This window comes from Streptomyces sp. NPDC092952, assembly GCF_044754785.1.
GTDB lineage: Bacteria > Actinomycetota > Actinomycetes > Streptomycetales > Streptomycetaceae > Streptomyces.
This window is the reverse complement of the sequence record NZ_JBIVPT010000001.1, coordinates 113,353-140,229: the sequence shown is the minus strand read 5'-3', so window position 1 is coordinate 140,229 and position 26,877 is coordinate 113,353. Positions and strand designations below refer to the sequence as shown.

The window sequence follows — 26,877 nt, the reverse complement described above, 5'->3', positions numbered from 1 at the left end:
CCATGCCCCGGGGGGGGGGGGGGGCGTGGGGGGGGGGGGGGGGGCGGGGGGGGGGGCCGGGGCGGGGGGGGGGGGGGGGGGGGGGGGGGGCGCCGGCGCGCGGGGGGGGGGCCCCCCCCCCCCCCCGCCGGGAGCGTCAGGCCTTCTCGTCGGACCCGGACCCGGAGGCGGGTCCGGAGGCGGCTTCACGGGCCTTGGGGACGGACCCGGTGGTCCGGGTGTCCTCCGGGTAGTGGCAGGCCGTCAGATGGCCCTCACGGCTGCCCTCGATCCGCACCAGCGGCGGAGCCTCGCTCGCGCACTTGTCCGTCGCCTTCCAGCAGCGGGTGCGGAAGCGGCAGCCGGACGGCGGGTTGACGGGGGAGGGGACGTCGCCGGCGAGCCGGATGCGCTCCTGGGCCGGGGTGTCGTCGGCGGAGGCCTCCGGCACGGCCGAGAGCAGCGCCCGGGTGTACGGGTGGCGCGGGTTGCCGTACAGGTCCTCGCGGTCGGCGATCTCGACGATCCGGCCGAGGTACATCACCGCGACGCGCTGCGAGAAGTGCCGTACGACCGCCAGGTCGTGGGCGATGAACAGGAAGGCGATCCCGAGCTCCTTCTGGAGCTTCTGGAGCAGGTTGACCACCTGCGCCTGGATCGACACGTCCAGCGCCGAGACCGGCTCGTCCGCGACGATCAGCTTCGGCTCCAGGGCGAGCGCGCGGGCCACCCCGATGCGCTGGCGCTGACCGCCGGAGAACTCGTGCGGGAAGCGGTTGTAGTGCTCCGGGTTGAGCCCGACGGTCTCCAGCAGCTCCCGCACGCGCGCCTCGCGGCCGCCCGCCGGCTCGATGCCGTTGATCTCCATCGGAGCCGTGATGATCTTGCCGACGGTCTGCCGGGGGTTCAGCGAGGCGTACGGGTCCTGGAAGATCATCTGGATCTCGGAGCGGACCGGGGCCAGTTCCTTGCGCGAGGCGTGCGTGATGTCCTGCCCGCGGTAGGAGATCCGGCCGGCCGTCGGCTCCAGGAGCCGGGTGATCAGCCGGCCCGTGGTCGACTTGCCGCAGCCGGACTCGCCGACCAGGCCCAGGCTCTCGCCCTCGGCGACGGTGAAGTCCAGTCCGTCGACCGCCTGCACCGCCCCGACCGTCCGCCGGATCGGGAAACCGGCCTTGATCGGGAAGTGCTTGGTGAGTCCGGAGACGTCCAGGAGGGGATCTGTGCTGCTCATGGTGGGGAAGTCCCGTCTCTTGTACGTCAGTTGGCCCGGGTGCCGGTGAAGTCCGCGAAGAACTCGGCACGCTGCTCGGCGGTGAGGTGGCAGGCGGAGCCGCGCCCGGCGGTGATCTCCAACGGCGGCTGCTCGCTCGCGCAGCGCCCGCCGCCCACCTGCTCGGTGAAGGAGCACCGCGGGTGGAAGCGGCAGCCGCTCGGCGGGTTGAGGAGGCTCGGCGGGGTGCCGGGGATCGGCGACAGCGGCACGTCGACCGGGCCGTTCAGGCTCGGCATCGAGCTCAGCAGGCCCAGGGTGTACGGGTGCTGCGGGGCGCGCAGCACCTCCTTCTTCGTACCGCGCTCCACGCAGCGGCCGCCGTACATCACCAGCACGTCGTCGGCGACGTCGGCGATGACGCCGAGGTCGTGGGTGATGAAGATGATCGAGGTGCCGGTCTCCTGCTGGAGGTCCTTGAGCAGGTCGATGATCTGGGCCTGCACGGTGACGTCCAGCGCGGTCGTCGGCTCGTCCGCGATCAGCAGCGCCGGGTCGCAGACCAGCGCCATGGCGATCATCGCGCGCTGGCGCATACCGCCGGAGAACTGGTGAGGGTAGTCGTCCACCCGAAGGTCGGGCTGCGGGATGCCCACCTTGGTCAGCATCTCGATGGCCCGCGCCCGGGCCTCCTTCTTGGAGGCGCCGGTGTGCTTGCGGTACGTCTCGCCGATCTGCCGGCCGATGGTGTGGTACGGCGACAGCGAGGCCAGGGCGTCCTGGAAGATCATCGCCATCTTGTTGCCGCGCAGCCGCTCCAGCTCCCGCTCCGAGGCGCTGAGCAGGTCCTGCCCGTCGAGCAGGATCTCGCCCTCGATCTCGGTGTGGTCGGGGTGGTGCAGCCCGAGGATGGTCAGGTTGGTCACCGACTTGCCGGAGCCGGACTCGCCGACGATGCCGAGGGTCTTGCCCTTCTCGACGTCGAAGGAGAGGCCGTCGACGGCCTTGACCATGCCGTCCTCGGTGGAGAAGTGCACGCGCAGATCGCGTACGGAGAGGAAGGGGGTGCTCATTGGATCTCTCCCTAGGCGAGGCGGACGCGCGGGTCGATGAGGGCGTAGACGGCGTCGACGATGATGTTGAAGACGACGATCGCCGCTGCCGCGACCAGGACCACGCCGAGGATCATCGGGAGGTCGTTGTCACTGACGGCCTTGATCGAGAGGGCGCCGATCCCGTGCAGACCGAAGGTCTTCTCGGTGATGATCGCGCCGCCGAGCAGCACGCCGATGTCGAGGCCGAAGATGGTGACGATCGGGCCCATGGCGCCGCGCCAGGCGAACTTGAAGAACACCGTCCGGCGGGAGAGGCCCTTGGCGCGCGCGGTGCGCACGTAGTCCTCGCTCAGCGTCTCCACCAGCTGGGAGCGGGTCATACGGGTGTAGTTGGCGGTGAAGATCAGCGCCAGCACCAGCCAGGGCAGCAGCAGTCCGGTGAACCAGCCGGCCGGGTCCTCGCTGAGCGGGACCTCCTTGGGGCGGCTCATGAGGTGCCACTGGTCCGCGAGGTAGTACATCGCGATGACGCCGACGAAGTAGATCTGCATCGACGAGCCGACCAGCGAGGCCGAGGACGCGATCTTGTCCAGCCACTTGCCCTGCTTGACCGCGGCGAGCATGCCGGTGCCCACGCCGAAGATCACGAAGACGAACGCGCTGCCGACGGAGAGGGAGAGCGTCGTGGGGAGGCGGTCGATGATGGTGCCGACGACCGGCTCGCGGTTGGTGAAGGAGTAGCCCAGGCACGGGGCCGGGCAGTGGCCGAAGGAGCTGTAGTCCCGGCCGACGAACACGCCCTGGAGCCAGTGCCAGTACTGCACCGGCAACGGATCGGCGATGCCGAGGTTGTGCCTGACCAGTGCCAGCGTCTCGGGTGTGCACACCTTGCCGCAGGCCACACGGGCCGGGTCGCGGGGCGCGACGTAGAAGAGGACGAATGTGATGACACTGATGATCAGCAGGATGACCAGTGCGCCGATAGCCCGGCGGATGAGGAAGCGGAACATGGCGATGGGTTTCCCTGGCAGGCGCCGACAAGGGGGAGTGGAGCGGGCGGGGCGCCACGCGGGCGCCCCGCCCCGGAAGTGTCGGCGTCAGGCCTTCACGTACATCTTGTAGCTGATGGCCGAGGAGTACAGCGGGTGGAACATCGCCCCGCCGATCTTCTCGCCGTAGAGGTAGAAGCGGCGCTGGAACGTCTCGGGGATGATCGGCGCCTCCTCCGTCATGATCCGCTTGTCCAGCGCGGCCCAGGCCTTGCCGGCCTCGTTCGGGTCGGCGATCGCGACGTTCTTCTTGATCGCCTCGTCGACCCAGTCGACCTTCAGCTGGGAGATGTTGTTCCCGCCGTTGGCGACCGTGCCGCCGTCGAACAGCGGCTGCATCAGGGTGTAGCCGGTCGGCCAGTCCGGGGACCAGCCGAACCACATCACGTCGAACTGGTTGTCGATCTGCTGGATCTGGTCGTAGTAGCTGGTGGCGTCCAGCGGCTTGATGACCGGGTCGAAGCCGGCCGCCTTGAGGGCGTTCTCGATGACGACCTTGGTCTTGTTGTACGTGTTGCCGACCGGGAAGGCGTAGACGATCTTCTGGCCTTCCTTGCCGGCCTCCTTCAGCAGCTTCTTCGCCGCCTCCGGGTCGCCCTGCGGCTTCTTCAGCTTGCCGTAGACGTCGTCCTTGGCGTAGCCGACGATGTCGGGGCTGAGGATGGAGGAGGCGTAGTCACCGGCCGACGGGCCACCGTAGATCTTGCGGATCTGCTCCAGCGGCCAGGCGTGGATGAGGGCCTGGCGGACCTTCAGGTCCGTGATCCGCTTGGTGTTGATGGCGTAGTAGTAGATGCCGCTCAGCAGGCCGTTGAAGGTCCGCTTCTTGAGCTCCGGGTCGGTGAGGACCTTCTGGATGCGCTCGGCCGGGACACCGCTGTACGCCATGTACGAGTACTTGTCGTCGCCGTTGTCGGCGATCAGGCGGTCGGCGGCCTGGAGCGACTCCGGGCCGAACTCGTAGGTGAAGCTGTCCGGGTACGCGTTGCGGATCGAGTCCGTGTTGGGGTCCCAGTGCGGGTTGCGGACCAGCGTCATCGACTTGTCGATGGAGTGCGCCTTGACCCGGTACGGACCGCAGCTCACCGGGTCCTTGTCGTACTTCTCCTTGGTGTCGCCCTGGACCGGGACGGCGCCGTAGGAGGTCATCGCCAGCGTGAAGTTGAGGTCCGGGCGGGCCTCGGCCAGCTTGAAGGTGATCGTCTTCGCCTTGGCGTCGGTGACCACCGAGTCGAGGTGCTTGCCGCTGAACGGGCCCTTGTACTTCGAGCGGTAGCTGGAGGTGCCCGTCAGCGCGCCCTGGACGTAGCCGGCGCCCTCGGTGGTGAAGCTGGCGAAGCCGCGCTCGATGCCGTGGCGCACGTCCTCGACGGTGAGCTCCTTGCCGGTCTCCCACTTCAGACCGTCCTTCAGGGTGAAGGTCCAGGTCTTGCCGCCGTCGGACATGGTGCCCGCGTCGGTGGCGAGGTCGCCGACGAGCTTCATCGTGCCGTCCGCGGCGATCTTGTAGCCGGTCAGGCAGCGGATGACGAGGTCACCGAACTGGGAGTTCCAGGAGTAGTAGATCCGCTGCGGGTCCAGGTGCGAGAAGTCGCTCGGCGCGAGGCCGTTGATCGTGCCGCCCTTCCTGGCGCCCGGGATCTCGGGGGCGGGACCGGTGGAGTCGGCCTTCGTGCCGACGACGACCGAGCCGGTGTACTTGTCGGCACCGCCGTGTCCGGCACCGCCGCCCTTCTTGGCCGTGCTGCCGCTGCTGCACGCGGAAAGGAGCATCGATCCGCCGGCCGCGACCGACGTGGCGATGACGAAGTTTCTGCGGGAAAGGGACATGGCTTCCTGCTCTGGTCGATGGAGAAACGATCAATCCGGCGGGCCCCGTCGCCCGCCGGAGGAAGTGCGGTTCAGCGCTTGGTCTTCGGGTCCAGTGCGTCACGCACCGAGTCGCCCAGCAGGTTGAAGGCGATGACGAAGATCACCATCGAGACGCCGGGGAAGAGCATGAACGTGATGTCGCTCTGGTAGACGTCCGATCCGCGCTGGATCATCACGCCCCAGTCGGGCGTCGGGTCGCTGAGGCCGACGCCGAGGAAGGCGAGACCGGCCTCGGCGGTGACGTACATCGGCAGCGCGAGCGTGGCCTGGATCAGGATCGGCGTCCAGAGGTTCGGCAGCAGCTCCTTGAAGATGATGCGTGCCGGAGACGCTCCCGTGACCTTGGCGGCCTCGACGAACTCACGCTCGCGCAGGGCGAGTACCTCGCCGCGCAGGAGTCGTGCGATGGAGGCCCAGCCGAACGCGGTCATCACCGTGATGAGACTGACGACGATCAGCCAGGTCGGGGTGTTCTCCTCCGGGGGGACCAGGATCGACAGCATCACCGGCCAGAAGGCGATGAAGAAGAGCGTGGAGGGGAAGGCCAGCAGGATGTCGATGACCCGGCCGATGAGGTAGTCCGTCTTCCCGCCGAGGTAGCCCGCGGTGATGCCGATGACGATGCCGAACAGGGTCACCAGCAGGGTCGTCGCGGTGGCGATGAGCAGGGAGTTGCGGATCCCGTAGAGCAGGAAGGTGAAGACGTCCCGGCCCAGACCCGGTTCGATGCCGAACCAGTAGTCGCCGCTGATACCGCCGTTGGGCAGGATCGGCGAGCTGAAGTCGTCCAGCAGACCGGGCTCGTTCTGCCCGTACGTCGTGTACGGGTCCTTCCCGTAGAGCTTCGCGATCAGCGGCGCGGCGATGCCGATCACGAAGAAGAAAATGACCACATAGGCCGAAATCACGCCTGTGCGGTCGCGCTTGAAACGCAGCCAGGCCATCTTGCTCGGCGAACGGCCGGCGTCGCCCTTGGACGCGGCGGGGCTTGCCGCGGGGCGAGGGTTCTCGTCCTCCGCCTCAACGGAGGCGGCGGCTTGTGGCGTTGGAATCGTCATGGTGCTCCTGGCCCGGAGGGTCGAAGGACTCCGCAGGGCAACACCTACGGGCTACCGGGACTTTTTCAACGCAATTCATGCAGGGTCAATGAATGTCCGACGCCCTTGGCACGCTCTTTGGAAACTTTGCAAATCCATGACCAAGTCAAGGGCGTGGCTTTGCTTCCGTTTGGCTTTTTCGGAGGCACGAACACGGCTTAACGGGTGAACTCCGGCAATGAGTCCGATATGCGGGCGTGGTTGTCTCGGAATGCGTACATCGGATCAGACCGACTCGCGGTCGATGCGTATTCGATGCGCGGCCGTTACCGGGTCGCTGCCGCCGGTCCTGCGGACCGGTCGTGCGCCGGATCGTGCGCGCGGAGCGGAATCGCTCGCAGTGTGCCACTCGACATCGACTGCGACGCGCCCGAATGGGTGGGATAGATGTGCATGACGTCCCTTGTGCGGTGATATTTGCCCTAAGTGAGACGAGCACTACGAGGAGGCACTCCATGCGCGGAGCCACACGGGCCAAGTGGGCCGCATGCGCGGCGGTCGTCGCGCTGGCCGCGACGGCATGCGGCGGCGGGGGCAGCAGCAGTGGCGGCAGTGGCGCGGACGGCATCGTGAGCTCGTCCTGGGGTGACCCGCAGAACCCGCTGGAACCGGCCAACACCAACGAGGTGCAGGGCGGCAAGGTCCTCGACATGATCTTCCGGGGGCTCAAGCGGTACGACCCGAAGACCGGCGCCGCCACCAACATGCTCGCCGAGAAGATCGACACCAAGGACAACCAGAACTTCACGGTCACCGTGAAGGACGGCTGGACCTTCAGCAACGGCGAGAAGGTCACCGCGAAGTCCTTCGTGGACGCCTGGAACTACGGCGCCCTGCTGAAGAACAACCAGAAGAACGCCTACTTCTTCGGCTACATCGACGGCTACGACAAGGTCCACCCCGAGTCCGGCAGCGCCACCGCCACCACCCTCTCCGGCCTCAAGGCCGTCGACGACCGCACCTTCACGGTCAAGCTGTCGCAGAAGTTCTCCCTCTGGCCCGACACCCTCGGCTACCCGGCCTTCGCCCCGCTCCCCAGGGCCTTCTTCACCGACCACGCCGCCTGGATCTCCAAGCCGATCGGCAACGGGCCGTACGAGGTCGACAAGTACACCAAGGGCTCGTCGATGAACCTGCGCAAGTGGGACGGGTACCCGGGCGACGACAAGGCGGTCAACGGCGGCATCGACCTCAAGGTCTACACCGACAACAACACCGCCTACACGGACCTGACGGCCGGAAACCTCGACCTCGTCGACGACGTGCCCGCCTCGCAGCTCAAGAACGTCAAGTCCGACCTCGGCGACCGCTACATCAACACCCCGGCCGGCATCATCCAGACCATCGCCTTCCCCTTCTACGACAAGAAGTGGGACACCCCCGGCGGCGTCAAGGTCCGCCAGGGCCTGTCGATGGCGATCGACCGGAAGCAGATCACCGACCAGATCTTCCAGAAGACCCGCACCCCCGCCTCCGACTGGACCTCCCCGGTCCTCGGCGAGAAGGGCGGCTTCAAGGAGGGGCTGTGCGGCGCCCCCTGCGAGTACGACCCGGCGAAGGCCAAGAAGCTGATCGAGGAGGGCGGCGGCATCCCCGGTGGCCAGCTGAAGATCTCGTACAACGCCGACACCGGCTCCCACAAGGAGTGGGTGGACGCCATCTGCAACAGCGTCAACCGGGCGATGGGCAACAACAGGGCCTGCATCGGCGCCCCGGTCGGCACCTTCGCCGACTTCCGCAGCCAGGTCTCCCAGCAGAAGCTGACCGGCGCCTGGCGGGCCGGCTGGCAGATGGACTACCCGCTCATCCAGAACTTCCTCCAGCCGCTCTACTACACCGACGCCTCCTCCAACGACGGCAAGTGGAGCAACAAGAAGTTCGACGACCTGGTCGACAAGGCCAACGCCGAGACCGACCGGGCCCAGGCCGTCTCGACCTTCCAGGACGCGGAGAAGGTCCTCGCCGACCAGATGCCCGTCATCCCGCTCTGGTACCAGAACGGCAGCGCGGGCTACTCGGACCGGATCTCCGACGTGACGCTGAACCAGTTCAGCGTCCCGGTGTACGAGCAGATCAAGGTCAAGTGACCCGTCGGGGCCGGGCACCGGTGCCGACCGCGCACCGGCCGCCCGGCCCCCGGCACTTCGCCCCCCGGGGACCGGACAACCCCCGGCCCCGCGCCCTCGAACCCCGCGACCCCCGGAGCCCCGCATGGGACGTTATGTGATCCGGCGGCTGCTGCAGATGATCCCGGTCTTCTTCGGCACCACGCTGTTGATCTTCCTCATGGTGAACGTGATGGGCGACCCCATCGCGGGTCTCTGCGGCGACCGCCAGTGCGACCCGGCGACCGCCGCCCAGCTCCGCTCGGAATTCGGCCTCGACAAGCCCGTGTGGCAGCAATACGCCACCTACATGGGCAACGTCTTCACCGGCGACTTCGGCACCGCGTTCAACGGGCAGAAGGTCACCGACCTGATGGCCACCGCCTTCCCCATCACGATCCGGCTCACCATCGTGGCGATCGTCTTCGAGATCGTCATCGGCATCACCCTCGGTGTCATCACCGGACTGCGCCGCGGCCGCCCCGTCGACACCACCGTGCTCATCCTGACCCTGGTCGTCATCTCCATCCCGACCTTCGTCACCGGCCTCCTCCTCCAACTGCTGCTCGGCGTCGAGTGGGGCGTCATCAAACCCTCCGTCGCACCGGAGGCCCCGTTCAACGAACTGCTCGTCCCCGGCCTGGTGCTCGCCTCCGTCTCACTGGCCTACGTCACCCGGCTCACCCGCACCTCGATCGCCGAGAACGCCCGCGCCGACTACGTGCGCACCGCCGTCGCCAAGGGGCTGCCCCAGCGCCGCGTCGTCGTCCGCCATCTGCTGCGCAACTCGCTGATCCCGGTCGTCACCTTCATCGGCACGGACGTGGGCGCCCTGATGGGCGGGGCGATCGTCACCGAGCGGATCTTCAACATCCACGGCGTGGGCTACCAGCTCTACCAGGGCATCCTGCGCCAGAACTCCCAGACCGTCGTCGGCTTCGTCACCATCCTCGTCCTGGTCTTCCTGGCGGCGAACCTGATCGTCGACCTGCTGTACGCCGTACTCGACCCGAGGATCCGATATGCCTGAGCAGACACCGGGCGAGGCGATCTCGTCGGCCGGATCGGGCGGGGCGATGGACCTCGCCGTGGCGGAGGGCACCACCCTCGAAAGGGCGCCCGGCGGCCCTTCCGGCAGCGGCCCCGCCCAGAAGCCCCGCAGCCTCTGGTCCGACGCCTGGCGCGACCTGCGCCGCAATCCGGTCTTCATCATCTCCGCGCTGGTCATCCTCTTCCTGGTCGTCATCTCGATCTGGCCCCAGCTCATCGCCGACCAGGACCCCCTCGACTGCAACCTCGCCAAGGCCCAGCAGGGCTCCCAGCCCGGCCACCCCTTCGGCTTCGACGGCCAGGGCTGCGACGTGTACACCCGCACCGTCTACGGGGCCCGGAACTCGGTCACCGTCGGCGTCTGCTCGACCGTCGGCGTCACCCTCCTCGGCGGCCTCCTCGGCGGCCTGGCCGGCTTCTTCGGCCGCTGGTCGGACGCCGTGCTCTCCCGCCTCACCGACATCTTCTTCGGCATCCCGGTGGTCCTCGGCGGCCTGGTCTTCCTCTCCGTGGTCACCAGCGCCACCGTCTGGCCGGTGATCGGCTTCATCGTCCTGCTGGGCTGGCCGCAGATCGCCCGCATCGCCCGCGGCTCGGTGATCACCGCCAAGCAGAACGACTACGTCCAGGCGGCCCGGGCCCTCGGCGCCTCCAACAGCCGGATGCTGCTGCGCCACATCGCCCCGAACGCCATCGCGCCCGTCATCGTCGTCGCGACCATCGCACTCGGCACGTACATCTCGCTGGAGGCGACGCTCTCGTTCCTCGGCGTCGGGCTGAAACCGCCCGCCGTCTCCTGGGGCATCGACATCTCCGCCGCCTCCCAGTACATCCGCAACGCCCCGCACATGCTGCTCTGGCCCGCCGGGGCCCTGGCGGTCACCGTGCTCGCCTTCATCATGCTCGGCGACGCGGTGCGCGACGCCCTCGACCCCAAGCTGCGCTGAGGAGCCCGCTGCCATGTTGCTCGAAGTGCGCGATCTGCACGTGGAGTTCCACACCCGCGACGGGGTCGTCAAGGCCGTCAACGGCGTCGACTACTCGGTCGCCGAGGGCGAGACGCTGGCGGTGCTCGGCGAATCCGGCTCCGGCAAGTCCGTCACCGCCCAGGCCGTCATGGGCATCCTCGACATGCCCCCGGGACGGATCGCCGGCGGCGAGATCCTCTTCAAGGGCCGCGACCTGCTCACCATGAAGAAGGACGAACGCCGGAGGATCCGCGGCCAGGAGATGGCCATGATCTTCCAGGACGCGCTCTCCTCCCTCAACCCCGTGCTCAGCGTGGGGGAGCAGCTCGGCGAGATGTTCGTCGTGCACCGGGGGATGTCCCGCAAGGACGCGAAGGCCAAGGCCGTCGAGCTGATGGACCGGGTCCGCATCCCGGCGGCCAAGGAGCGGGTGGGCAACTACCCGCACCAGTTCTCCGGCGGCATGCGCCAGCGCATCATGATCGCCATGGCGATGGCGCTGGAACCCTCGCTGATCATCGCCGACGAACCCACCACCGCCCTCGACGTCACCGTCCAGGCCCAGGTGATGGACCTGCTCGCCGAGCTCCAGCGCGAACTGAACATGGGCCTCATCCTGATCACCCACGACCTGGGCGTGGTCGCCGACGTCGCCGACAAGATCGCCGTGATGTACGCGGGCCGGATCGTCGAGGCCGCCCCGGTCCACGAGATCTACCGGGCCCCCGCCCACCCGTACACCAAGGGCCTGCTCCGGTCGATCCCGCGCCTGGACCAGAAGGGGCAGGAGCTGTACGCGATCAAGGGCCTGCCTCCCAACCTGCTGCACATCCCGCCCGGCTGCGCCTTCAACCCGCGCTGCCCGCTGGCCCAGGAGGTCTGCCGGGGCGAGGTGCCGCCGCTGTTCGGGGTGGCCCCGCACCGCGAGAGCGCCTGCTACTTCTGGAAGGAGACGCTCGATGCGCGCTGACGAGACGGCGGGCGGCCCCGCGTCGGGAACGGCCGTGCGGACCGGTGGGCCGATCCTGGAGGTCCGCGACCTGGCCAAGCACTACCCGATGACCCAGGGCATCCTGATCAAGAAACAGATCGGTGCCGTCAAGGCGGTCGACGGGGTCTCCTTCGACCTGGCCGCGGGCGAGACCCTGGGCATCGTGGGGGAGTCCGGCTGCGGCAAGTCGACGGTGGCCAAGATGCTGGTGCACCTGGAGCAGCCGACGGCCGGTGCGATCCGGTACAAGGGCGAGGACATCACCAAGCTCTCGGGCCGCGCCCTGAAGGCGGTGCGCCGGAACATCCAGATGGTGTTCCAGGACCCGTACACCTCGCTGAACCCGCGCATGACGGTCGGCGACATCATCGGCGAGCCGTACGAGATCCACCCCGAGGTCGCCCCGAAGGGGGACCGGCGCCGGAAGGTCCAGGAGCTGCTGGACGTCGTCGGCCTCAACCCGGAGTACATCAACCGCTATCCGCACCAGTTCTCCGGCGGCCAGCGCCAGCGCATCGGCATCGCCCGCGGCCTGGCCCTGAACCCGGAGATCATCGTCGCCGACGAGCCGGTCTCCGCGCTCGACGTCTCCGTACAGGCGCAGGTGGTCAACCTGCTGGACCGGCTCCAGGCGGAGTTCGGGCTCGCCTACGTCTTCATCGCGCACGACCTGTCGATCGTCCGGCACATCTCCGACCGGGTCGGCGTGATGTACCTCGGCCGGATCGTCGAGATCGGCTCCGACGAGCAGATCTACGAGCACCCCACGCACCCGTACACCCAGGCGCTGCTGTCGGCGGTCCCTGTGCCGGACCCCACGGCCCGCGCGCACCGGGAGCGGATCATCCTCCACGGCGACGTCCCCTCGCCCGCCAAACCGCCGTCCGGCTGCCGCTTCCGCACCCGCTGCTGGAAGGCGCAGGAACGGTGCGCGCTGGAGGTGCCGCTGCTGGCCGTGCCCGCCGTCTTCCGGCTGCTGGAGTCGCCGGCCGCGCACGACTCGGCCTGCCACTTCGCGGAGGAGAAGCGGGTGGTCCCGCCGGAGGGGCTGCTGGAGGTGCCGGGCCCGCCGGCCGCCGAGGACGTCACCGGGGCGCCGGATACGGCCGAGGAGGCGGAGGCACCCGGGACACCTGGGGCGGCCGAGGAGCCGGAGACGCCGGAGGAGCCCGGGGAGCCGGGCCGGGCGTAACGCGTACCGGCCGGGAAGCCGCCAAGCCCTCCCGGCCGGTTGCCCGTTCGCGCACCACACCGGTGCAACCCCTTGTCCGCCGGACACCACGGTGTGAGTATCGCTCGGGTGATATTGACACGGGGGGCAAGGGTCACCGGCGCCATCCTGTGCGCGGTGCTCGCGCTGATGGTCGCGGGCTGGATCGTACGGGACATCAACGCCGCTGACGACATCGGGCAGTTGGGCCAGCGATGGGCGGGCTACTACGACGCCCGGTTCACCATGCTGCCGACGACATCCGCGTACGACCTGGTGCTGCTCGTGGTGTACGCCGTCGCGGCCGTGGTCGTCCTGCGGTCCTCGGTGGCCGCCACCGCGCTGGTCGCCGTCGGCGTGGTCACCATCGCGGTACGGCTGCCCGGACTCTGGAACATCGGCGAGTCCCGGATGGACGCCCGGTTCTCCGACGACCTGCGCACCCGGGCCCTGATCTGCGCCTTCGCCGCGCTCGCCGCGGGCATCGCGCTGATCATCACCGCCGGGGCGGGCCGCCGCCCGGTGCGCGACTTCACCGAAAGCCCCCCGGTCCGGCCGGGAACGGGCGCCGGGGTGGTCGTCTTCCTGGGGCTCGGCGCCGCCGCCGCGGTCACGGTCGGCTGGGAGATCCGCCAGGCGGTGCGGGGCCCCGACCTCTACCCGGACTGGTACCTGGGCGGGGACCGGGTCTTCCAGCCGCTGACGGGCCCGCCGCCCGGCTGGTTCGCCGCCCTGCTGGCGCTGCTCTGCGTGTTCGCCGCGGTGAGCGGGGTCGCCCGGGCCGTGCACGCGCGGCCGTTCGGGCTGATCGCCGCCGCGCTGCTGCTGCTCGACGGGGTCCTGAGCGTGATCCGCTCGTTCCACTACGAGCTGCTCCAGCACTTCCTCGACCTGCCGGTCGAGAGCGAACTGATCGTGGTGACCGGGTTCTTCGAGGTGTTCCTCGGGGCCCTGACGCTGCTGGCGGCGGCGCTGCCGGGCCCGGTGCCCCCGGCGCCCGCGCCGCCGGGGTACGCGCCGGGTCTCGGACCGGGTTACGGGGCGCGGCCCGGCCCCTTCGGGCCGCCGCCCCCGCCCCCGTCCCAGCCGCCGCCGGGCTGGTGACGGGGGCGGGCGCGACCCGCTCTCAGTCCTTCGGCTCCAGCGACCGCTTCAGGAAGTCGACCTGGAGCAGCAGCAGGTTTTCGGCCACCTGCTCCTGCGGCGTCATATGGGTCACCCCGCTCAGCGGCAGCACCTCGTGCGGGCGCCCGGCCGCGAGCAGGGCGGAGGAGAACCGGAGGGTGTGCGCCATCACCACGTTGTCGTCCGCGAGGCCGTGGACGATCATCATCGGCCGCACCTGCTCGGCGGCCTCGGAGAGCCCCTCGTCCGTGACGACCGAGTTGTACGCGTACACCTCGGGCTGCTCGGCGGGGTCGCCGAGGTAGCGCTCGGTGTAGTGGGTGTCGTAGAGCCGCTGGTCGGTCACCGGGGCGCCGACCACCGCCGCGTGGAAGACGTCGGGGCGCCGGGTGATGGCCAGGGCCGCCAGGTAGCCGCCGAAGGACCAGCCCCGGATCGCCACCCGGCCGAGGTCCAGCGGGAACCGGTCCGCGAGCGCCTGCACCGCCTCCACCTGGTCGTCCAGGGTGAGGAGCAGGTTGTTCTTGACCGCCTTCTCCCAGGCGGGCGAACGTCCGGGGGTGCCCCGGCCGTCGGCGACCACCACCGCGAAGCCCTGGTCGGCGAACCACTGCGAGGTGAGATGCGCGTTCTGTGCGGCGGCCACCCGCCGGCCGTGCGGCCCGCCGTAAGGATCCATCAGGACCGGAAGCGGACCGTCCGACTCCTGGTACCCCGTGGGGAGCAGCACGGCGCACGGAATCCGTCGCGCGCCCCCCTCGGTGAGCTGCACCCGGGCGGAGATGACCGGTTCCTGCGCGTGGTTGGCCACGGTGGCGACGGGCTTTCCGTCCCGGAACACCCGGACCTGGGAGCCGGACCGCTCCAGGGTCTGCGAGACCAGCACCGTCACCCCGCCCGCGCGGACCGCCGTGTGCACCCCGGCCTCCTCCGAGACCCGCTCCGTGCCCAGCTCGTTGACCCGGTAGACATGGGTCTCGCCGATCTCCGGCGCGGCCGCCTCCTCGCCGGCCGTGGCCGCCACCAGGATGTCCGACTCCCCGATGTCCAGCACCGCCCTGAGCTGCAACCGCGCCCCGGTCAGCGGCCGGTCGCCGACCGCGAGCACCCGGGCACCGGCCTCGTCGGCGATCCGCACGAGCCGTCCGTCCGGCGTCCAGGCGGGCACGCCGGGGTAGATTTCCAGCCATACCGGGTCCTCGTCCGCGTGCACCGTCCGGGTCCGCCCGGTCTCCGGGTCCACCGCGAGGTACAGATGGCCGCGCTGGTCGCGGGACTGCACCAGCAGCAGCGGCGCCCCGCCGGACGACCAGTGCACCTGGGCCAGGTACGGGTGGCTCGTCCGGTCCCAGACCACCTCGGTCCGGGCGCCGTCCAGACCCACCACGAAGAGCCGCACCTCGGCGTTGGGCGTCCCCGCCGCCGGGTACGCGATCTCGGCCGGCCGCCGCTCCGGATGGGCCGGGTCCGCGATCCACCACCGCCGCACCGGGCTGTTGTCGACCCGGGCCACCAGCAGCCGGTCCGACTCCGGCGACCACCAGAAGCCCCGCGACCGCTGCATCTCCTCGGCCGCGATGAACTCCGCGAGGCCGTACGACACCTCGTCCGCCTCCGGCTCGGCGAGGGCCCGGTCGCCCTCCCCCTCCGCGTCGACGACCCGCAGCGCGCCCTTGGACACATAGGCGATGTGTCGTCCGTCCGGTGCGGGCCGGGGGTCGATCACCGGGCCCGGAACGGGCAGCGCACGTGCCGTACCCGACCGCAGCCCGGCGACGTAGAGCTTCCCGGAGAGGGCGAACGCCGCCAGCTCGACGGCCGCGTCCACCGCGTAGCCCACGATCCCCGAGGAACCCTCGCGGCTGCGCTCGCGGCGCGCCCGCTCCTGCGCGGACAGCCGCTCCGCCGAACCGCCCAGCAGGGCCACCGGATCGGCGACGACCCGCTCCCGCGCCGCCCCGTCCCGGGGCAGGTCCAGCACCCACAGCCGGCCGGAGCGATCGGTTCCGGACTCCGAACGGAGGAAGGCCACCCGCTCCCCGTCCGGCGAGACGGTGAAGGAACGAGGGGCGCCGAGCGTGTACCGCATGGTCCGGGCGTGCTGACGGGGGAACGAGATCCGCTGTGAAGTCATACGACGAAACCTAGTCCCCGACCGATCGGTCGGGGAGTGCTCCTCGGCCGGGCGTGCGCCCCTCGTGCTGCCGTGCACCGATCAGTGCCTTTCCACGGATAGTTATGATCCGTAGCGCTTGGTGGGTATGAAACCTGCTGGCTCCATGTGTGCTGCCCGTTTCGACCGTACTGATGGAGGTGAACCGCCGTGGCACTCTCGATTTCCGTGGTGGTGCTGCTGGCGATCGTCGTCTTCCTGCTGATCCGGAAATCCGGACTGAAGGGCGGACATGCGGTGGTCTGCGCACTGCTCGGCTTCTACCTCGCCAGCTCGTCGATCGCGCCGAGCATCTCGAACCTGACCTCGAACGTGGCGGGGATGATCGGCAGCCTCAAGTTCTGAGGCCCGGCCCGTCGACGGCGGGTGCGCGGGCGGGAACCGGGGTGCCCGGCTCGTAGGCTGGTCCCATGACGGACCTCCCTGCCCGGCGCCTCCTCCTGGTGCACGCGCACCCCGACGACGAGTCGATCAACAACGGCGCCACCATGGCCAAGTACGCGGCCCAGGGTGCCCGGGTCACTCTGGTGACCTGCACACTCGGTGAGGAGGGCGAGGTCATCCCGCCCTCGCTCGCCCATCTCGCGGCCGACCGGGACGACACCCTGGGCCCCTACCGCCGGGGCGAACTCGCCGCCGCGATGAAGGAGCTGGGGGTCACCGACCACCGGCTCCTCGGCGGTCCCGGCCGCTACCGCGACTCCGGAATGATGGGGACCGCGCAGAACGACCGCCCGCACGCCTTCTGGTCGGCCGACGTGGACGAGGCCGCCGGGCACCTGGTGGAGGTCGTCCGCGAGGTACGCCCCCAGGTCCTGGTCACCTACGACCCCGACGGCGGCTACGGCCACCCCGACCACATCCAGGCCCACCGCGTCGCGATGCGCGCGGCCGAGCTCGCCGCCGACCCCGCGTACCGCCCCGGTGACGGCGCCCCGCACGCCATCGCCAAGATCTACTGGAACCGGGTGCCGCGCACCGTCGCCGAGGAGGGCTTCGCCCGCCTCCGCGAGACGGCGCCGGACGCCTTCCCCGGCGTCGCCGCCCTCGACGACGTACCGGGCGTGGTCGACGACTGCCGGATCGCCGCGGCGATCGACGGCACGGCCCAGGCCGCGGCGAAGAGCGCCGCGATGCGCGCCCACGCCACCCAGATCGCCGTCGACGGGCCCTTCTTCGCCCTCTCCAACGACCTCGGGCAGCCGCTCTTCACCACCGAGTACTACGAGTTGGTGCGCGGCGACCACGGGGCACCCCGGGGGACCAGGGAGGACGACCTGTTCGCGGGCCTGACGGGAGCGGAGCGATGAGCGACGACGGCAGGAAGCGGCGCACACCGGCCCCGGCCCCCGCCACCGGCCTGGCCGCCCCGGTCAACCCCGCCCGGATCGCCGCCTACGCGGGCCTCGCCGTGCTCGGTGCGCTCGTCGGGATCGCCGGGACGCTGGTCCAGGCCGCCTGGTTCCCCGGCGGGCTGCTGCTGGCGCTGGTGGGCGCGGCCGGGCTCTTCCTCGGCGGCCGGCTGGTCTTCGGCACCCAGCTCGGGGCGCTGGCCCCCGCCGCAGGATGGCTGATTTCCATCTTCGTTCTGCTGGGCGGGCGTCCGGAGGGCGACTATGTCTTCGGCGACGAACTGGGCCTCGGTCTCTTCCTGCTGGGCGGGATGGCCGTTGCTGTGATCTGTGCCACCATGTCGCGGGTGCCCCGACCGGGCGCCGGAAGCGTCCAGTCCGGCAAGTAAAGTGCCACGTCCGATCCCTTGGGCCGTATCCGGCCGAGCGGGGGACGGGCAGCCGTTTCCCCCGGTCGCGGGGTGGCCGTCGGCTGCGGCCAGTATGGTGGTGCGCGCGCCGAGCCGTCCCCAGGCCTGCGGCATGGGGGGAAGTACGGGCGGCGGAGCCAATCGGGAGAACCTGCTTTGAGTCGTGAAACTGACAGTACGTCCTCCGGGCCCCAGGGGCGCGGGGGCGCCGCGTACCCCTCGGGGACGCCGCCGTACGGATCACGCCAGTATCCGTCGTCGAACCCTTCGCAGGACGCCCCGGAGGGAGGCCCGGAGGCCCCCGACGCGTCCCGGGCCGACGAGCCCAGGACCGAGACGACGCTGACGACGCGGATCCGGATCAACATCCCCGGCTCGCGCCCGATCCCGCCCGTCGTCATGCGGACGCCCGTGGGGGAGGCCGACGGTACCGACGCCGAGCGCACGGGCAGCGTTCCGCGCCCCGCGGCGGACGCGCCGGACGCCTCCGGCGCCTCCTCGGCCGCCGAGGCCCGGACGGCCGCCCCGGCGGCGGAGCCCGCCGAGAAGCCGGCCCGGGAGAAGAGCGGCAGCGACTGGTTCGCCCCGCGCAAGCCCCTCGCGAACACCCCGGCGGCCGGCACCCCCGTCGTCGGCGGTACCCCGGCGGCCGGTACGCCCGTCGTCGGTGGCACTCCGGCGGCCGGTACGCCCGTCGTGGGCGGCGGCGAGGGTGCCACGGGCGCGTCCGCCCCGCCCCGCCCCGACCTGCCGTACTTCTCGGACGGCCCGCAGCACACGGACGGTCAGGGCACGCCCCGGCCCGACGACTTCGGCCGCGGACGCCCCACGCCCGACCTCGGGGTGCGCACGCCCGGCCCCGCCGGGCCCACCACGGGACCGGCCACCGGCACCTCCGCCCTCACCCCGGACCTCGACGGCCCGAAGGGCCCCCGCCCCCTCGGCGTCCCGGGCGGTCCGGTGCCCCGGCTGTCGGACGACACCGCCGTGCTGACCCCGCAGTTCGCCGGTCCGGCGCCCACCGGGCCCGGTGCCAACGTGCCGGGCGGCAATGTGTCCGGTGACACGCTCAACAGCGGCATCCCCGTCGTACCGCCGGAGCGCCGGACGGCGTCCCCGTTCCCGGGCGGGCCCGACGGGATCCGTCCCGAGCCGTCCCCGGGCGGCCTCGGCGACCCGATGGGCACCGGCCCGGCGGGGCCCGGCGGCCCGGCCGTACCGGCGCCCGCCCCCCGGCCCGAACCGGCGTCCGCGCCCGCGAAGAAGAAGGGCCGCTCCAAGCTGGTCCTCCTCGGCGCCGCCGTGGTCGGGCTGGCCGGAGTCGCGTACGGCGCCGGGCTGCTGATGAACCACTCCGACGTGCCCAAGGGCACCACGGTGCTCGGCGTCGACATCGGCGGCGGCACGAAGGAGGAGGCCGCCACGAAGCTGGACGCCGCCCTCGGCAAGCGTGCCGTGGCCCCGCTCCAGCTCTCCGTGGACGGCCGCAAGACCCAGCTCGCGCCCGACAAGGCCGGGCTCGCCCTGGACAGCCAGGAGACCGTGCGCGCCGCCGCGGGCAGCGACTACAACCCGGTCTCCGTCATCGGCTCCCTCTTCGGCACCAAGCGTGCCGTCGACCCGGTGATCCCGGTCGACGAGGAGAAGCTCGGCGTCGCGCTGACGGACCTGGCGGGCGTCTCCGGCTCCGCCAACGACGGCACGATCAAGTTCGAGCCCGGCAAGGCCGTCGCCGTCCCCGGGAAGTCCGGCAAGTCGCTGGACGTCGCCCGGTCGATGAACTCGGTGCGCGACGCGTACCGGGCCCAGGTGCAGACCGGCCGCTCCAACGTGGTCGAACTCCCCGTCGGCACGCACGAACCCACCATCGACCAGGCCGAGCTGGACCGGGCGATGAAGGAGTTCGCGCAGCCGGCGATGTCGGGCCTGGTCACCATCAAGGCGGGGGCCAAGCAGATCCAGTTCGGCCCGGCCAGGTCGCTGCCGCAGATCCTCTCCATGGTCCCGGTCAAGGGGAAGCTGGTCCCCCGGTACGACTCGAAGGCCATCGACACCCTCTGCGACGGCGTCTTCGACGGCATCATGGTCACCGGCGCCGACGGCAAGAAGCGCCAGCTCGACGCCGGCGACGTGGCCAACGCGATGCAGAAGGCGCTGCTCGGCAAGACCCCCGCCGAGCGCACCGCCGTCATCGCCCTCGACGGGACGGGCGCCACCGGCTGACCGGAGCGCGCACCACGCGGAACCCGACCGCCGCCCCCGACCGGACCCTCCGGCCGGGGGCGGCGGCGTACGTCCGGCATGACGAGCCTGCCGGGCATGACATCTGTCATGCCGAATCCACGAGGAACGGCTCTGCCGCGGGCGCCCGCGCTCCGCGACGCTGGATCCATGACGACGACAGCCGACGAGGCCACCGGGGCGAGGACCGCCGCGGTCCGCTTCGCCCAGGTCAGCAAGACGTACGGAGAGGTGCGCGCGGTCGACGCGCTCACCCTCGAACTGCACCCCGGAGAGACCGTGGCGCTCCTCGGCCCCAACGGAGCGGGCAAGTCCTCCACCCTCGACCTGCTGCTCGGCCTGCGCGCCGCCGACTCCGGCAGCGTCGAGGTCTTCGGTACGACCCCGCAGGACGCCATCGCGGCGGGCCGGGTCGGGGCGATGCTCCAGAGCGGCGGGCTGATGGAGGACGTCACGGTCGGGGAGCTGGTCGGCCTCGCCTGCGCCCTGCACCCCCGCCCCTTCCCGGTGGCGGAGGTGCTCTCCCGGGCGGGGCTCACCCAGATCGCCGGACGGATGGTCAACAAGCTCTCCGGCGGCCAGGAACAGCGGGTCCGCTTCGCCCTCGCCACGGCCGGTGCCAACGACCTGATCGTCCTCGACGAGCCGACCACCGGCATGGACGTCACGGCCCGCCAGGCCTTCTGGGCCACCATGCGCGAGCAGGCCGAGCAGGGCCGTACCGTCCTGTTCGCCACCCACTACCTCGAAGAGGCCGACGCGATCGCCGACCGGGTGCTCGTCCTGCACAAGGGGCGCCTGCTCGCCGACGGCACCGCCGCCGAGATCAAGGCGCGGGCCGGGGCCCGCCGGATCTCCTTCGAGCTGGAGGGCCCGGTCGACGAGGCCGCCCTGCGCGGCCTGCCGCACCTCTCCGCGCTCGACGTCACCGGCAACCGGGTCCGCATCCAGTCGCACGACGCCGACGCCACGGTCCACGCCGTCTACGGGCTCGGGCTCTACCCGCGCGCCCTCGAAGTCGCCGGACTGGGCCTGGAGCAGGCCTTTGTCGCCATCACCGAGGCCGAGGAGGCCAGGACCGCATGACGAACCTCTTCTCCGGGGCCCTGATCAGGCTCGAAGTGACCCGCACCCTGCGGAACAAGAAGTTCATGTTCTTCTCGATCATCTACCCCTCGGTGATCTACCTGCTGATCTCCGGCACCCAGAACACCACCGACCGGGTCCCGCACACCGACCTCACCTTCCAGGCCTTCTTCATGGTCTCGATGGCCTCCTTCGGCGCGCTGACCGCCGTCCTGATGGGCAACAGCGAGCGCATCGCCAAGGAGCGGGAGAAGGGCTGGGTCCGCCAGCTGCGGCTCACCGCGCTGCCCGGCCGGGGCTACGTCCTCGCGAAGATCGCCGGCGCCGCCATCGTCACCCTGCCCTGCATCGTGGTGGTCTTCCTGGTCGCCGCCGCCGTCAAGCACGTACGGGTGGAGACCTGGCAGTGGTTCGCGCTGGGCGGCGTCATCTGGGCCGGTTCGCTGGTCTTCGCCGCGCTCGGGGTGGCCATCGGCTACCTGGCCAGCGGGGACGCGGTCCGCCCGCTCACGATGATCATCTACTTCGGGCTCTCCATCCTCGGCGGCCTCTGGATGCCCAGCGCCACCTTCCCGCAGTGGCTCCAGAACATCGCCGAGTGGCTGCCCACGCACGCGTACGCTTCTCTCGGACAGGCGATCGAGATGGGCGGTTCGCCGCACGGCAAGGACGTCGCGATCCTCTGCGCCTACTTCGTGGTCTTCGCGGGCGGTGCGGCCTGGCTCTACCGGAAGGACACCCTGAAGGCGTGAACGACGACGAGACGTCCGTGGGGATCGGACGCCCGCCCACCAACCGAAGACAGCGATGGATCAAGCTGCTCTGGGTCGGCATCTGGCTCGCGTTCATGAGCGCGCCCGTCAAGGACCTGACCGACGGCGGCCACACCCCGTGGGCGACGGCGCTCGGCGCCCTCGGCCTGCTCGCCTTCGTCGGCGTCTATCTGCTCCTGGTCCTGCGCCGCACCCCCCGGGACGGCAACGACCGCGGCGCCCACGCCGCGATCGCCTTCCTCGGCGGACTCGCCACCCTGCTGACCCTGACGCTCGGCCCCTCCTGGCTGGTCCTCTTCGTCTACGTGGCGGTCTCGGCCGGAGCCACCCTCCCGCTGCGGACGGCCGCGTGGCTGATCCCCGCCGCCACTGCGGCCCTGGTCGGCCTGGGCCTGACCGCCGACCACCCGCGCGAGATCATCACCGCGCTGGTCTTCCCGGCGCTGCTGGGCGGCTTCTCGATGACCGGCGTACGGCAGCTGATCCGTACGACGATCGAGCTGCGCGAGGCCCGCGCCACCGTCGCCCAGCTCGCCGCCAACGAGGAGCGGCTCAGGCTCGCCCGCGACCTGCACGACCTGCTCGGCCACTCGCTCTCCCTGATCACCCTCAAGAGCGAGCTGGCGGGCCGGATGCTGCCCGGCCACCCGGAGCAGGCCGCCGCCCAGGTGGCGGACATCGAGAAGGTGAGCCGCCAGGCCCTGATCGACGTACGGAGCGCGGTCACCGGCTACCGCCGCCCCACCCTCCCGGGCGAACTGGCCGGCGCACGCACGGCGTTGGCCGCCGCCGGGGTCACCGCCGACGTCCCGGCCGAGGTGCCCGGCGACCTTCCGGAGCAGGCGGAGGAGGCGCTCGCCTGGGCGCTGCGGGAGGCCGTCACCAACGTCGTACGCCACAGCGAGGCCACGCGGTGCACCGTCGCCCTCACCCCGCGCCAGACCCTGGACGGCCCGGTCCTCGAACTCACCGTCGCGGACGACGGGGTGGGCCCCTCGGGCAGCAAACCGGGCAACGGACTCACCGGCATCGCCGAACGCCTCGCGGCCGTCGACGGCACGCTCACCACCTCGGCGGACGGCCCGGGGCGGGGAGCCGGCCGGGGCAAGGGCTTCACCCTGACCCTGAGCGTCCCGCTCGGTTCCGCCTAGGATCCACGGAATGAGCATGATCAGACTTCTTCTGGCCGAGGACCAGTCCATGGTGCGCGAGGCCCTCGCGGCGCTGCTCGGCCTGGAGCCGGACATCGAGGTGGTCGCCCAGGTCGCCCGGGGCGACGAAGTACTGGAGGCGGCCAGGGCGCACGACGTCGACGTGGCGCTCCTGGACATCGAGATGCCGGGCATGACGGGGATCGACGCGGCGGCGCTGCTGCGGCGCGAACTCCCGGCCGTGAAGCTCGTCGTCGTCACCACCTTCGGCCGCCCCGGCTATCTGCGCCGGGCCATGGAGTCGGGCGCCGACGCCTTCCTGGTGAAGGACGCCCCGGCCGCCCAACTGGCCGAGGCGGTACGGAAGGTGCTGGCGGGGGAGCGGGTCATCGACCCCACGCTCGCCGCGGCCGCACTCGCCGACGGGGCGAGCCCGCTCACCGAACGCGAGCGCGATGTCCTGCGCACGGCGGCGGACGGCTCCACCAACGCGGAGATCGCCGCCGCCCTCCACCTCTCGCAGGGCACGGTCCGCAACTACCTCTCCATGGCCATCCAGAAGCTGGCCGCCCGCAACCGCGCGGAGGCGGTCCGCATCGCCCGCGAGAAGGGCTGGCTGTAGGGCCCCGGACTCCGGCCCCGCTCGCGGGCGCGGACGTCAGTGCGTCAGGTACTGGCTGAACATGGACGGCCCGGTCGGGGCGCCGAGGGTGGCCGCACCGAACGAGGCGGAGCCCTGGGCGACGATCCCGGTGGCGTCCGTACGGAAGGTCCACAGGGCGCCGTGCGCCGAGTTCTCCGCCGGGTCGCCGACCACCATCTCCGCGCGGCCCGCACCGTCGTGGTCGCCCAGTGCCAGCGCCTCGCCGAACTGGTCGCCCGCCTCGGCGACCCCCGGCACCCCGGCCGTGTACTGGCCGAACTCCTTGGAGCCCGCGCCGCTCACGCCCTGCGGCCCGCCCTTGAGGACCAGGACCCGGCCGGCCTCGCCGATGCCGTTGATCCGCTCACCGGGCAGACCGGTGGCGATGTCCGGGTAGCCGTCGCCGTCCGTGTCGCCCAGCGCCAGGCTGTAGCCCATCCGGTCGTGGTACTCGGCGGTGCCGGAGACGCCCTCGGTGTCCTGGTTGATCCAGACGGGCGCGCGGCCCGTGCCGACCCCGTCCGGGCCGCCGTACGCGATGAAGAGCGCACCGCCCTTCTTCGCCGGCGGGTCCACCTGCGACCACTCGTCGGCACGCCCGATCACGAGGTCCCCGTGGCCGTCCCGGTCCAGATCGGCGATGCCCGCCGAGTCGCCGCCGACCGGGGCCCCGTCGGCGTCCAGGATCTCGACCGGGGCGGCGAATCCGCCGTTGCCGCTCCTCAGCAGGTACGTGTGCTGCTGCCACGGGTCGTCCGGGCCGAAGCCGAGGATCACCAGATCGTCCGCACCGTCCCCCGTCAGGTCGCCGAGCGCGATCGTGGAGGTGTCGAGCACGGCCGTGCCGTCGACGGAGAACGCGCCGGCCCGGCTCCACGCCCCGGTACGGGTGAACGGCCCGTGCAGCACATGGCCGCCGCGCCGCGTGTCGCCCACCGCGATGTCGGGGCGGCCGTCGCCGTCCACATCACCGACGGCCAGGTCGCCGGTGCCGTCCACCTGGTCGCCGGGGACCGGCTTCAGCAGGGTGGCGCTCGCGGAGAGCCCGGAGGGGCCGCCCCAGTTGACGGCCAGCACGGTGCCCTGGTCGCCGTCGGTGGTGGTCGCCCAGAGGCGGCCGACGAGATCCGCGTATCCGTCGCCGTCCAGGTCGGCGGCGCGCAGGCCGGTGCCGTAGCGGGCGTCGCCCGGCTGCTCGATGCCGGGGCGGTTCGGCCAGGTCAGCACCTGCTTGCGGGTGGGGGTGAGGCCGCCGGGGCCGCCGTACAGGACGCTCACCGCGCCCGCGCCCTCGGAGCCGCTGACGGTGGCCATGGGGGCGCCCACGGCCACGTCCGGGTAGCCGTCGCCGTTGAAGTCGTCGTGCAGCCTCTTGGCGCTCGGCGCCTTCGTGTCCGGCGCCTTCGCGGTGGCGGCGTGGCCGGCCGGGGCGGTCAGGGCTCCGGCGAGCAGGGCGATTCCGGTCGCCAGTACCAGCCTGCGGTGGGGGGAAAGAGCGGGCACGTCGATCAACTCCGGTGCTCGGTACGTGGGTCGGGGCAGTACGGAAGCGGGTTCCGTACTGCCCCGTTCGACCTCGCGGTCCGGTGGATGGTTGTGCGGGCCGCCGTGCGGGACGGCCGCCGGGTCAGCCCTTCGTGTAGCTGTCGAGGTGGGCGAAGACGACCACGTTGTCCTCGTAGTCCTTGACGGTCTTGTTGTAGTTGCCGCCGCAGGTGATCAGGCGCAGGTCGGCGAAGTCGCTGTCGGAGTAGACCAGGTCGTTCGGGAAGTCCGCCTTGCTGTACTGCCGTACGCCGTCGACCTTGAAGACCGCCACCGAGCCGTCGGCGCGGGTGATGTCGACCTCGGCCCCGGGCTGGATGGTCTGGAGCGGGAGGAACACGGCCGGGCCGGTCTTCGTGTCGACGTGTCCCGCCACGATGGCCGTGCCGCGCTCACCCGGACTGGTGCCGTCCTTGTACCAGCCGACGAGGTTCTTGTCGTCCGGCGGCGGTGCGTCCAGCTGGCCGTTGGCGCCGAGCGAGAGGTTGGTGAACGGCGCGTCGATGCCGAGGGAGTCGATCTCCAGCCGGGTCGGCTCGGAACGTGTCATCGACGGGCCGACGGGGGCCTTCGGCGTCATGGCGGGGGCGGGGGCGGCGTGGTGGCCGAGGATCTCGGGGGAGGGGGACGAGATGGCCACGGGCGGGGCCGTCCGGCTGCTGCTCACCGGGGTGCCGAAGGAGTTGTAGATCAGGACCATGCCGAGCCCGGCCGCCAGGGCGGGCCACATCAGGGCCCGGACCAGTGGCGAACGGGGCGAGGGCCGGGTGGGGGTGGAGTCGGTCGACTGCGGGGCGGCCATGTGAACGTGCCTTTCGATTGTGCGGCGAGGAAGAGAGGCGGCGTCGTACGGGCGGTACGGCGGAGGCGACGGCGGACCGGCGCCCGGCCCGGGCTCTGTTTTCGCACCGCACGGCAGACGGCAGTTCGAAGGCAGGGCCAGGGGAAACGCAGCCGCCGCGACCGCCACCCCGAAGGGCGGCGGCCGCGACAACGAAACGACTGGCGGGAGTGGTGGCCCGGTCAGGCCATCGCACCGCCCGTCGACTGGCGGCGGCGCAGCTTGTACGCGCCGACGCCGAGACCGCCGAGCAGCAGCGCCGAGCCGGCGGCCATGCCGCCACCGGTCATCGCCATGCCGCCACCGCCGGTGTGGATGCCGCCGTGCGGGCGGCCGTGCTCGCCACGGCCACCGCGGTCGCCGTGACCCCGGTCGCCGCCACGCCCGCGGTCGCCACCACGGTCGCCGTAGCCGCCCCGGTCGCCACCGCGGTCACCGCGGTCGCCACCGTCGTCGGGGCCGTTCTCACCGGCGACCGCAGCGGCCATGAAGCCGCCACCGGTGTGGACGCCGCCGTGCGGACGGCCGTGCTCGCCACGGCCGCCGCGGTCGTGGCCGCCGCGTCCGTGGTCGCCGCCACGTCCGCCGCGGTCCCCACCGCGGTCTCCACCGCGGTCGCCGCCGTAGCCACCGCGGTCGTCGCCGCGGTCGTCGCCGTCGTCGGGGCCGTTCTCGCCGGCCACGACGGAGGCCATGAAGCCACCGCCGGTGTGGATGCCGCCGTGCGGGCGGTCGTGGCCCCGGCCGCGGTCGTGACCGCCGCGTCCGTGGTCGCCACCGCGTCCGCCGCGGTCCCCACCACGGTCGCCGCCGTAGCCACCGCGGTCGCCGCCGCGGTCGCCGCCGTCGTCCGGGCCGTTCTCGCCGGCCACGACGGAGGCCATGAAGCCACCGCCGGTGTGGATGCCGCCGTGCGGGCGGTCGTGGCCCCGGCCGCGGTCGTGACCG

Annotated in this window: 24 protein-coding genes; 15 read left to right on the top strand and 9 right to left on the bottom strand. The window is 71.4% G+C overall.

The genetic code is table 11. The annotated features are described in order from the left end of the window. Nucleotides 1-136: 136 nt before the first annotated feature. From ACIQGQ_RS00650 to ACIQGQ_RS00630, 5 genes are all read right to left on the bottom strand, one after another. Nucleotides 137-1,213, bottom strand: coding sequence for an ABC transporter ATP-binding protein (locus ACIQGQ_RS00650; RefSeq protein ID WP_402388893.1), 1,077 nt, complete (start codon nt 1,211-1,213; stop codon nt 137-139). Nucleotides 1,214-1,239: 26 nt separating this feature from the next. Then, nucleotides 1,240-2,265 carry an ABC transporter ATP-binding protein gene (locus ACIQGQ_RS00645; RefSeq protein WP_402388890.1) on the bottom strand — a complete coding sequence of 342 codons (1,026 nt, stop codon included), beginning with the start codon at nt 2,263-2,265 and terminating at the stop codon, nt 1,240-1,242. 11 nt (nt 2,266-2,276) lie between these two features. Then, entirely contained in the window at nt 2,277-3,257 is a 981-nt protein-coding gene (locus ACIQGQ_RS00640) for an ABC transporter permease (protein WP_402388887.1), read from the bottom strand. Nucleotides 3,258-3,344: 87 nt separating this feature from the next. Continuing rightward, the gene (locus ACIQGQ_RS00635; RefSeq protein ID WP_402388884.1) at nt 3,345-5,126 is read right to left on the bottom strand and encodes an ABC transporter substrate-binding protein; all 1,782 of its coding nucleotides are present in this window, start codon (nt 5,124-5,126) and stop codon (nt 3,345-3,347) included. A gap of 71 nt (nt 5,127-5,197) precedes the next feature. Then, the gene (locus tag ACIQGQ_RS00630; protein ID WP_402388881.1) at nt 5,198-6,226 is read right to left on the bottom strand and encodes an ABC transporter permease; all 1,029 of its coding nucleotides are present in this window, start codon (nt 6,224-6,226) and stop codon (nt 5,198-5,200) included. Between the two features lie 494 nt (nt 6,227-6,720). Here ACIQGQ_RS00630 and ACIQGQ_RS00625 point away from each other — a divergent pair, with 494 nt between their 5' ends. The 6 genes from ACIQGQ_RS00625 to ACIQGQ_RS00600 all read left to right on the top strand — a co-directional run bounded on the left by ACIQGQ_RS00625 (nt 6,721) and on the right by ACIQGQ_RS00600 (nt 13,693). After that, nucleotides 6,721-8,352 (top strand): ABC transporter substrate-binding protein, encoded by a 1,632-nt coding sequence (locus ACIQGQ_RS00625; protein WP_402388878.1) that lies wholly within the window; start codon nt 6,721-6,723, stop codon nt 8,350-8,352. A gap of 124 nt (nt 8,353-8,476) precedes the next feature. Further along, entirely contained in the window at nt 8,477-9,400 is a 924-nt protein-coding gene (locus ACIQGQ_RS00620; RefSeq protein ID WP_402388875.1) for an ABC transporter permease, read from the top strand. Further along, on the top strand, nt 9,393-10,367 hold the full coding sequence (locus ACIQGQ_RS00615; protein WP_366292794.1) for an ABC transporter permease: 975 nt from the start codon (nt 9,393-9,395) through the stop codon (nt 10,365-10,367). The genes ACIQGQ_RS00620 and ACIQGQ_RS00615 overlap by 8 nt, the downstream gene beginning before the upstream one ends. 13 nt (nt 10,368-10,380) lie before the next feature. Then, entirely contained in the window at nt 10,381-11,358 is a 978-nt protein-coding gene (locus ACIQGQ_RS00610) for an ABC transporter ATP-binding protein (protein WP_402388870.1), read from the top strand. Next, nucleotides 11,348-12,571: an ABC transporter ATP-binding protein gene (locus tag ACIQGQ_RS00605; RefSeq protein ID WP_402388868.1), complete on the top strand. Its 1,224-nt coding sequence runs from the start codon at nt 11,348-11,350 to the stop codon at nt 12,569-12,571. Before ACIQGQ_RS00610 ends, ACIQGQ_RS00605 begins: the two co-directional genes overlap by 11 nt. A gap of 108 nt (nt 12,572-12,679) precedes the next feature. Next, the gene (locus ACIQGQ_RS00600) at nt 12,680-13,693 is read left to right on the top strand and encodes a hypothetical protein (RefSeq protein ID WP_402388865.1); all 1,014 of its coding nucleotides are present in this window, start codon (nt 12,680-12,682) and stop codon (nt 13,691-13,693) included. Between the two features lie 22 nt (nt 13,694-13,715). On the opposite strand, the gene ACIQGQ_RS00595 is transcribed toward ACIQGQ_RS00600, so the two are convergent. After that, complete coding sequence (locus ACIQGQ_RS00595; protein WP_402388862.1) at nt 13,716-15,848, bottom strand: prolyl oligopeptidase family serine peptidase; 2,133 nt, start codon at nt 15,846-15,848, stop codon at nt 13,716-13,718. 189 nt (nt 15,849-16,037) lie between these two features. On the opposite strand from ACIQGQ_RS00595, the gene ACIQGQ_RS00590 reads away from it, so the two are divergent. From ACIQGQ_RS00590 to ACIQGQ_RS00555, 8 genes are all read left to right on the top strand, one after another. Further along, nucleotides 16,038-16,232, top strand: coding sequence for a hypothetical protein (locus ACIQGQ_RS00590; protein WP_352273294.1), 195 nt, complete (start codon nt 16,038-16,040; stop codon nt 16,230-16,232). A gap of 65 nt (nt 16,233-16,297) precedes the next feature. Continuing rightward, the gene (gene mshB / locus ACIQGQ_RS00585; RefSeq protein ID WP_402388858.1) at nt 16,298-17,197 is read left to right on the top strand and encodes an N-acetyl-1-D-myo-inositol-2-amino-2-deoxy-alpha-D-glucopyranoside deacetylase; all 900 of its coding nucleotides are present in this window, start codon (nt 16,298-16,300) and stop codon (nt 17,195-17,197) included. Then, nucleotides 17,194-17,628 carry a DUF6113 family protein gene (locus ACIQGQ_RS00580; protein WP_402388856.1) on the top strand — a complete coding sequence of 145 codons (435 nt, stop codon included), beginning with the start codon at nt 17,194-17,196 and terminating at the stop codon, nt 17,626-17,628. Before mshB ends, ACIQGQ_RS00580 begins: the two co-directional genes overlap by 4 nt. A gap of 177 nt (nt 17,629-17,805) precedes the next feature. Beyond that, nucleotides 17,806-19,872, top strand: a complete 2,067-nt coding sequence (locus ACIQGQ_RS00575; RefSeq protein WP_402388853.1) for a peptidoglycan binding domain-containing protein — start codon at nt 17,806-17,808, stop codon at nt 19,870-19,872. 168 nt (nt 19,873-20,040) lie between these two features. Next, nucleotides 20,041-20,976, top strand: a complete 936-nt coding sequence (locus tag ACIQGQ_RS00570; protein WP_402388850.1) for an ABC transporter ATP-binding protein — start codon at nt 20,041-20,043, stop codon at nt 20,974-20,976. After that, nucleotides 20,973-21,728, top strand: coding sequence for an ABC transporter permease (locus ACIQGQ_RS00565; RefSeq protein WP_366292816.1), 756 nt, complete (start codon nt 20,973-20,975; stop codon nt 21,726-21,728). Before ACIQGQ_RS00570 ends, ACIQGQ_RS00565 begins: the two co-directional genes overlap by 4 nt. Beyond that, the gene (locus ACIQGQ_RS00560) at nt 21,725-22,900 is read left to right on the top strand and encodes a sensor histidine kinase (RefSeq protein WP_402388847.1); all 1,176 of its coding nucleotides are present in this window, start codon (nt 21,725-21,727) and stop codon (nt 22,898-22,900) included. The genes ACIQGQ_RS00565 and ACIQGQ_RS00560 overlap by 4 nt, the downstream gene beginning before the upstream one ends. 10 nt (nt 22,901-22,910) lie before the next feature. Then, the gene (locus tag ACIQGQ_RS00555) at nt 22,911-23,522 is read left to right on the top strand and encodes a response regulator (RefSeq protein ID WP_402388844.1); all 612 of its coding nucleotides are present in this window, start codon (nt 22,911-22,913) and stop codon (nt 23,520-23,522) included. 36 nt (nt 23,523-23,558) lie between these two features. Here the strand turns inward: ACIQGQ_RS00555 and ACIQGQ_RS00550 are convergent, their stop codons facing one another. The 3 genes from ACIQGQ_RS00550 to ACIQGQ_RS00540 all read right to left on the bottom strand — a co-directional run bounded on the left by ACIQGQ_RS00550 (nt 23,559) and on the right by ACIQGQ_RS00540 (nt 26,225). Next, the gene (locus ACIQGQ_RS00550) at nt 23,559-25,046 is read right to left on the bottom strand and encodes an FG-GAP-like repeat-containing protein (protein WP_402388841.1); all 1,488 of its coding nucleotides are present in this window, start codon (nt 25,044-25,046) and stop codon (nt 23,559-23,561) included. A 124-nt stretch (nt 25,047-25,170) separates the two neighbouring features. Continuing rightward, a complete protein-coding gene (locus ACIQGQ_RS00545; RefSeq protein WP_402388838.1) occupies nt 25,171-25,890 on the bottom strand; it encodes a class F sortase in 720 nt (239 codons plus the stop codon). 221 nt (nt 25,891-26,111) lie between these two features. Continuing rightward, complete coding sequence (locus ACIQGQ_RS00540) at nt 26,112-26,225, bottom strand: MYXO-CTERM sorting domain-containing protein (protein ID WP_352273284.1); 114 nt, start codon at nt 26,223-26,225, stop codon at nt 26,112-26,114. A 27-nt stretch (nt 26,226-26,252) separates the two neighbouring features. Here ACIQGQ_RS00540 and ACIQGQ_RS00535 point away from each other — a divergent pair. Further along, nucleotides 26,253-26,877 (top strand): hypothetical protein (locus tag ACIQGQ_RS00535; RefSeq protein ID WP_402388835.1); only part of this gene is annotated, 625 nt, incomplete at its 3' end.

Bases quoted from the DNA above. Each gene is read 5' to 3' on its own strand.
- ACIQGQ_RS00615 (WP_366292794.1), top strand. From the start codon at position 9,393: ATGCCTGAGCAGACACCGGGCGAGGCGATCTCGTCGGCCGGATCGGGC.
- ACIQGQ_RS00545 (WP_402388838.1), bottom strand. From the start codon at position 25,890: ATGGCCGCCCCGCAGTCGACCGACTCCACCCCCACCCGGCCCTCGCCC.
- ACIQGQ_RS00620 (WP_402388875.1), top strand. From the start codon at position 8,477: ATGGGACGTTATGTGATCCGGCGGCTGCTGCAGATGATCCCGGTCTTC.
- ACIQGQ_RS00610 (WP_402388870.1), top strand. From the start codon at position 10,381: ATGTTGCTCGAAGTGCGCGATCTGCACGTGGAGTTCCACACCCGCGAC.
- ACIQGQ_RS00635 (WP_402388884.1), bottom strand. From the start codon at position 5,126: ATGTCCCTTTCCCGCAGAAACTTCGTCATCGCCACGTCGGTCGCGGCC.
- ACIQGQ_RS00570 (WP_402388850.1), top strand. From the start codon at position 20,041: ATGACGACGACAGCCGACGAGGCCACCGGGGCGAGGACCGCCGCGGTC.
- ACIQGQ_RS00605 (WP_402388868.1), top strand. From the start codon at position 11,348: ATGCGCGCTGACGAGACGGCGGGCGGCCCCGCGTCGGGAACGGCCGTG.
- ACIQGQ_RS00595 (WP_402388862.1), bottom strand. From the start codon at position 15,848: ATGACTTCACAGCGGATCTCGTTCCCCCGTCAGCACGCCCGGACCATG.
- ACIQGQ_RS00555 (WP_402388844.1), top strand. From the start codon at position 22,911: ATGAGCATGATCAGACTTCTTCTGGCCGAGGACCAGTCCATGGTGCGC.
- ACIQGQ_RS00650 (WP_402388893.1), bottom strand. From the start codon at position 1,213: ATGAGCAGCACAGATCCCCTCCTGGACGTCTCCGGACTCACCAAGCAC.
- ACIQGQ_RS00540 (WP_352273284.1), bottom strand. From the start codon at position 26,225: ATGGCGATGACCGGTGGCGGCATGGCCGCCGGCTCGGCGCTGCTGCTC.
- mshB (WP_402388858.1), top strand. From the start codon at position 16,298: ATGACGGACCTCCCTGCCCGGCGCCTCCTCCTGGTGCACGCGCACCCC.
- ACIQGQ_RS00640 (WP_402388887.1), bottom strand. From the start codon at position 3,257: ATGTTCCGCTTCCTCATCCGCCGGGCTATCGGCGCACTGGTCATCCTG.
- ACIQGQ_RS00645 (WP_402388890.1), bottom strand. From the start codon at position 2,265: ATGAGCACCCCCTTCCTCTCCGTACGCGATCTGCGCGTGCACTTCTCC.
- ACIQGQ_RS00625 (WP_402388878.1), top strand. From the start codon at position 6,721: ATGCGCGGAGCCACACGGGCCAAGTGGGCCGCATGCGCGGCGGTCGTC.
- ACIQGQ_RS00580 (WP_402388856.1), top strand. From the start codon at position 17,194: ATGAGCGACGACGGCAGGAAGCGGCGCACACCGGCCCCGGCCCCCGCC.
- ACIQGQ_RS00565 (WP_366292816.1), top strand. From the start codon at position 20,973: ATGACGAACCTCTTCTCCGGGGCCCTGATCAGGCTCGAAGTGACCCGC.
- ACIQGQ_RS00630 (WP_402388881.1), bottom strand. From the start codon at position 6,226: ATGACGATTCCAACGCCACAAGCCGCCGCCTCCGTTGAGGCGGAGGAC.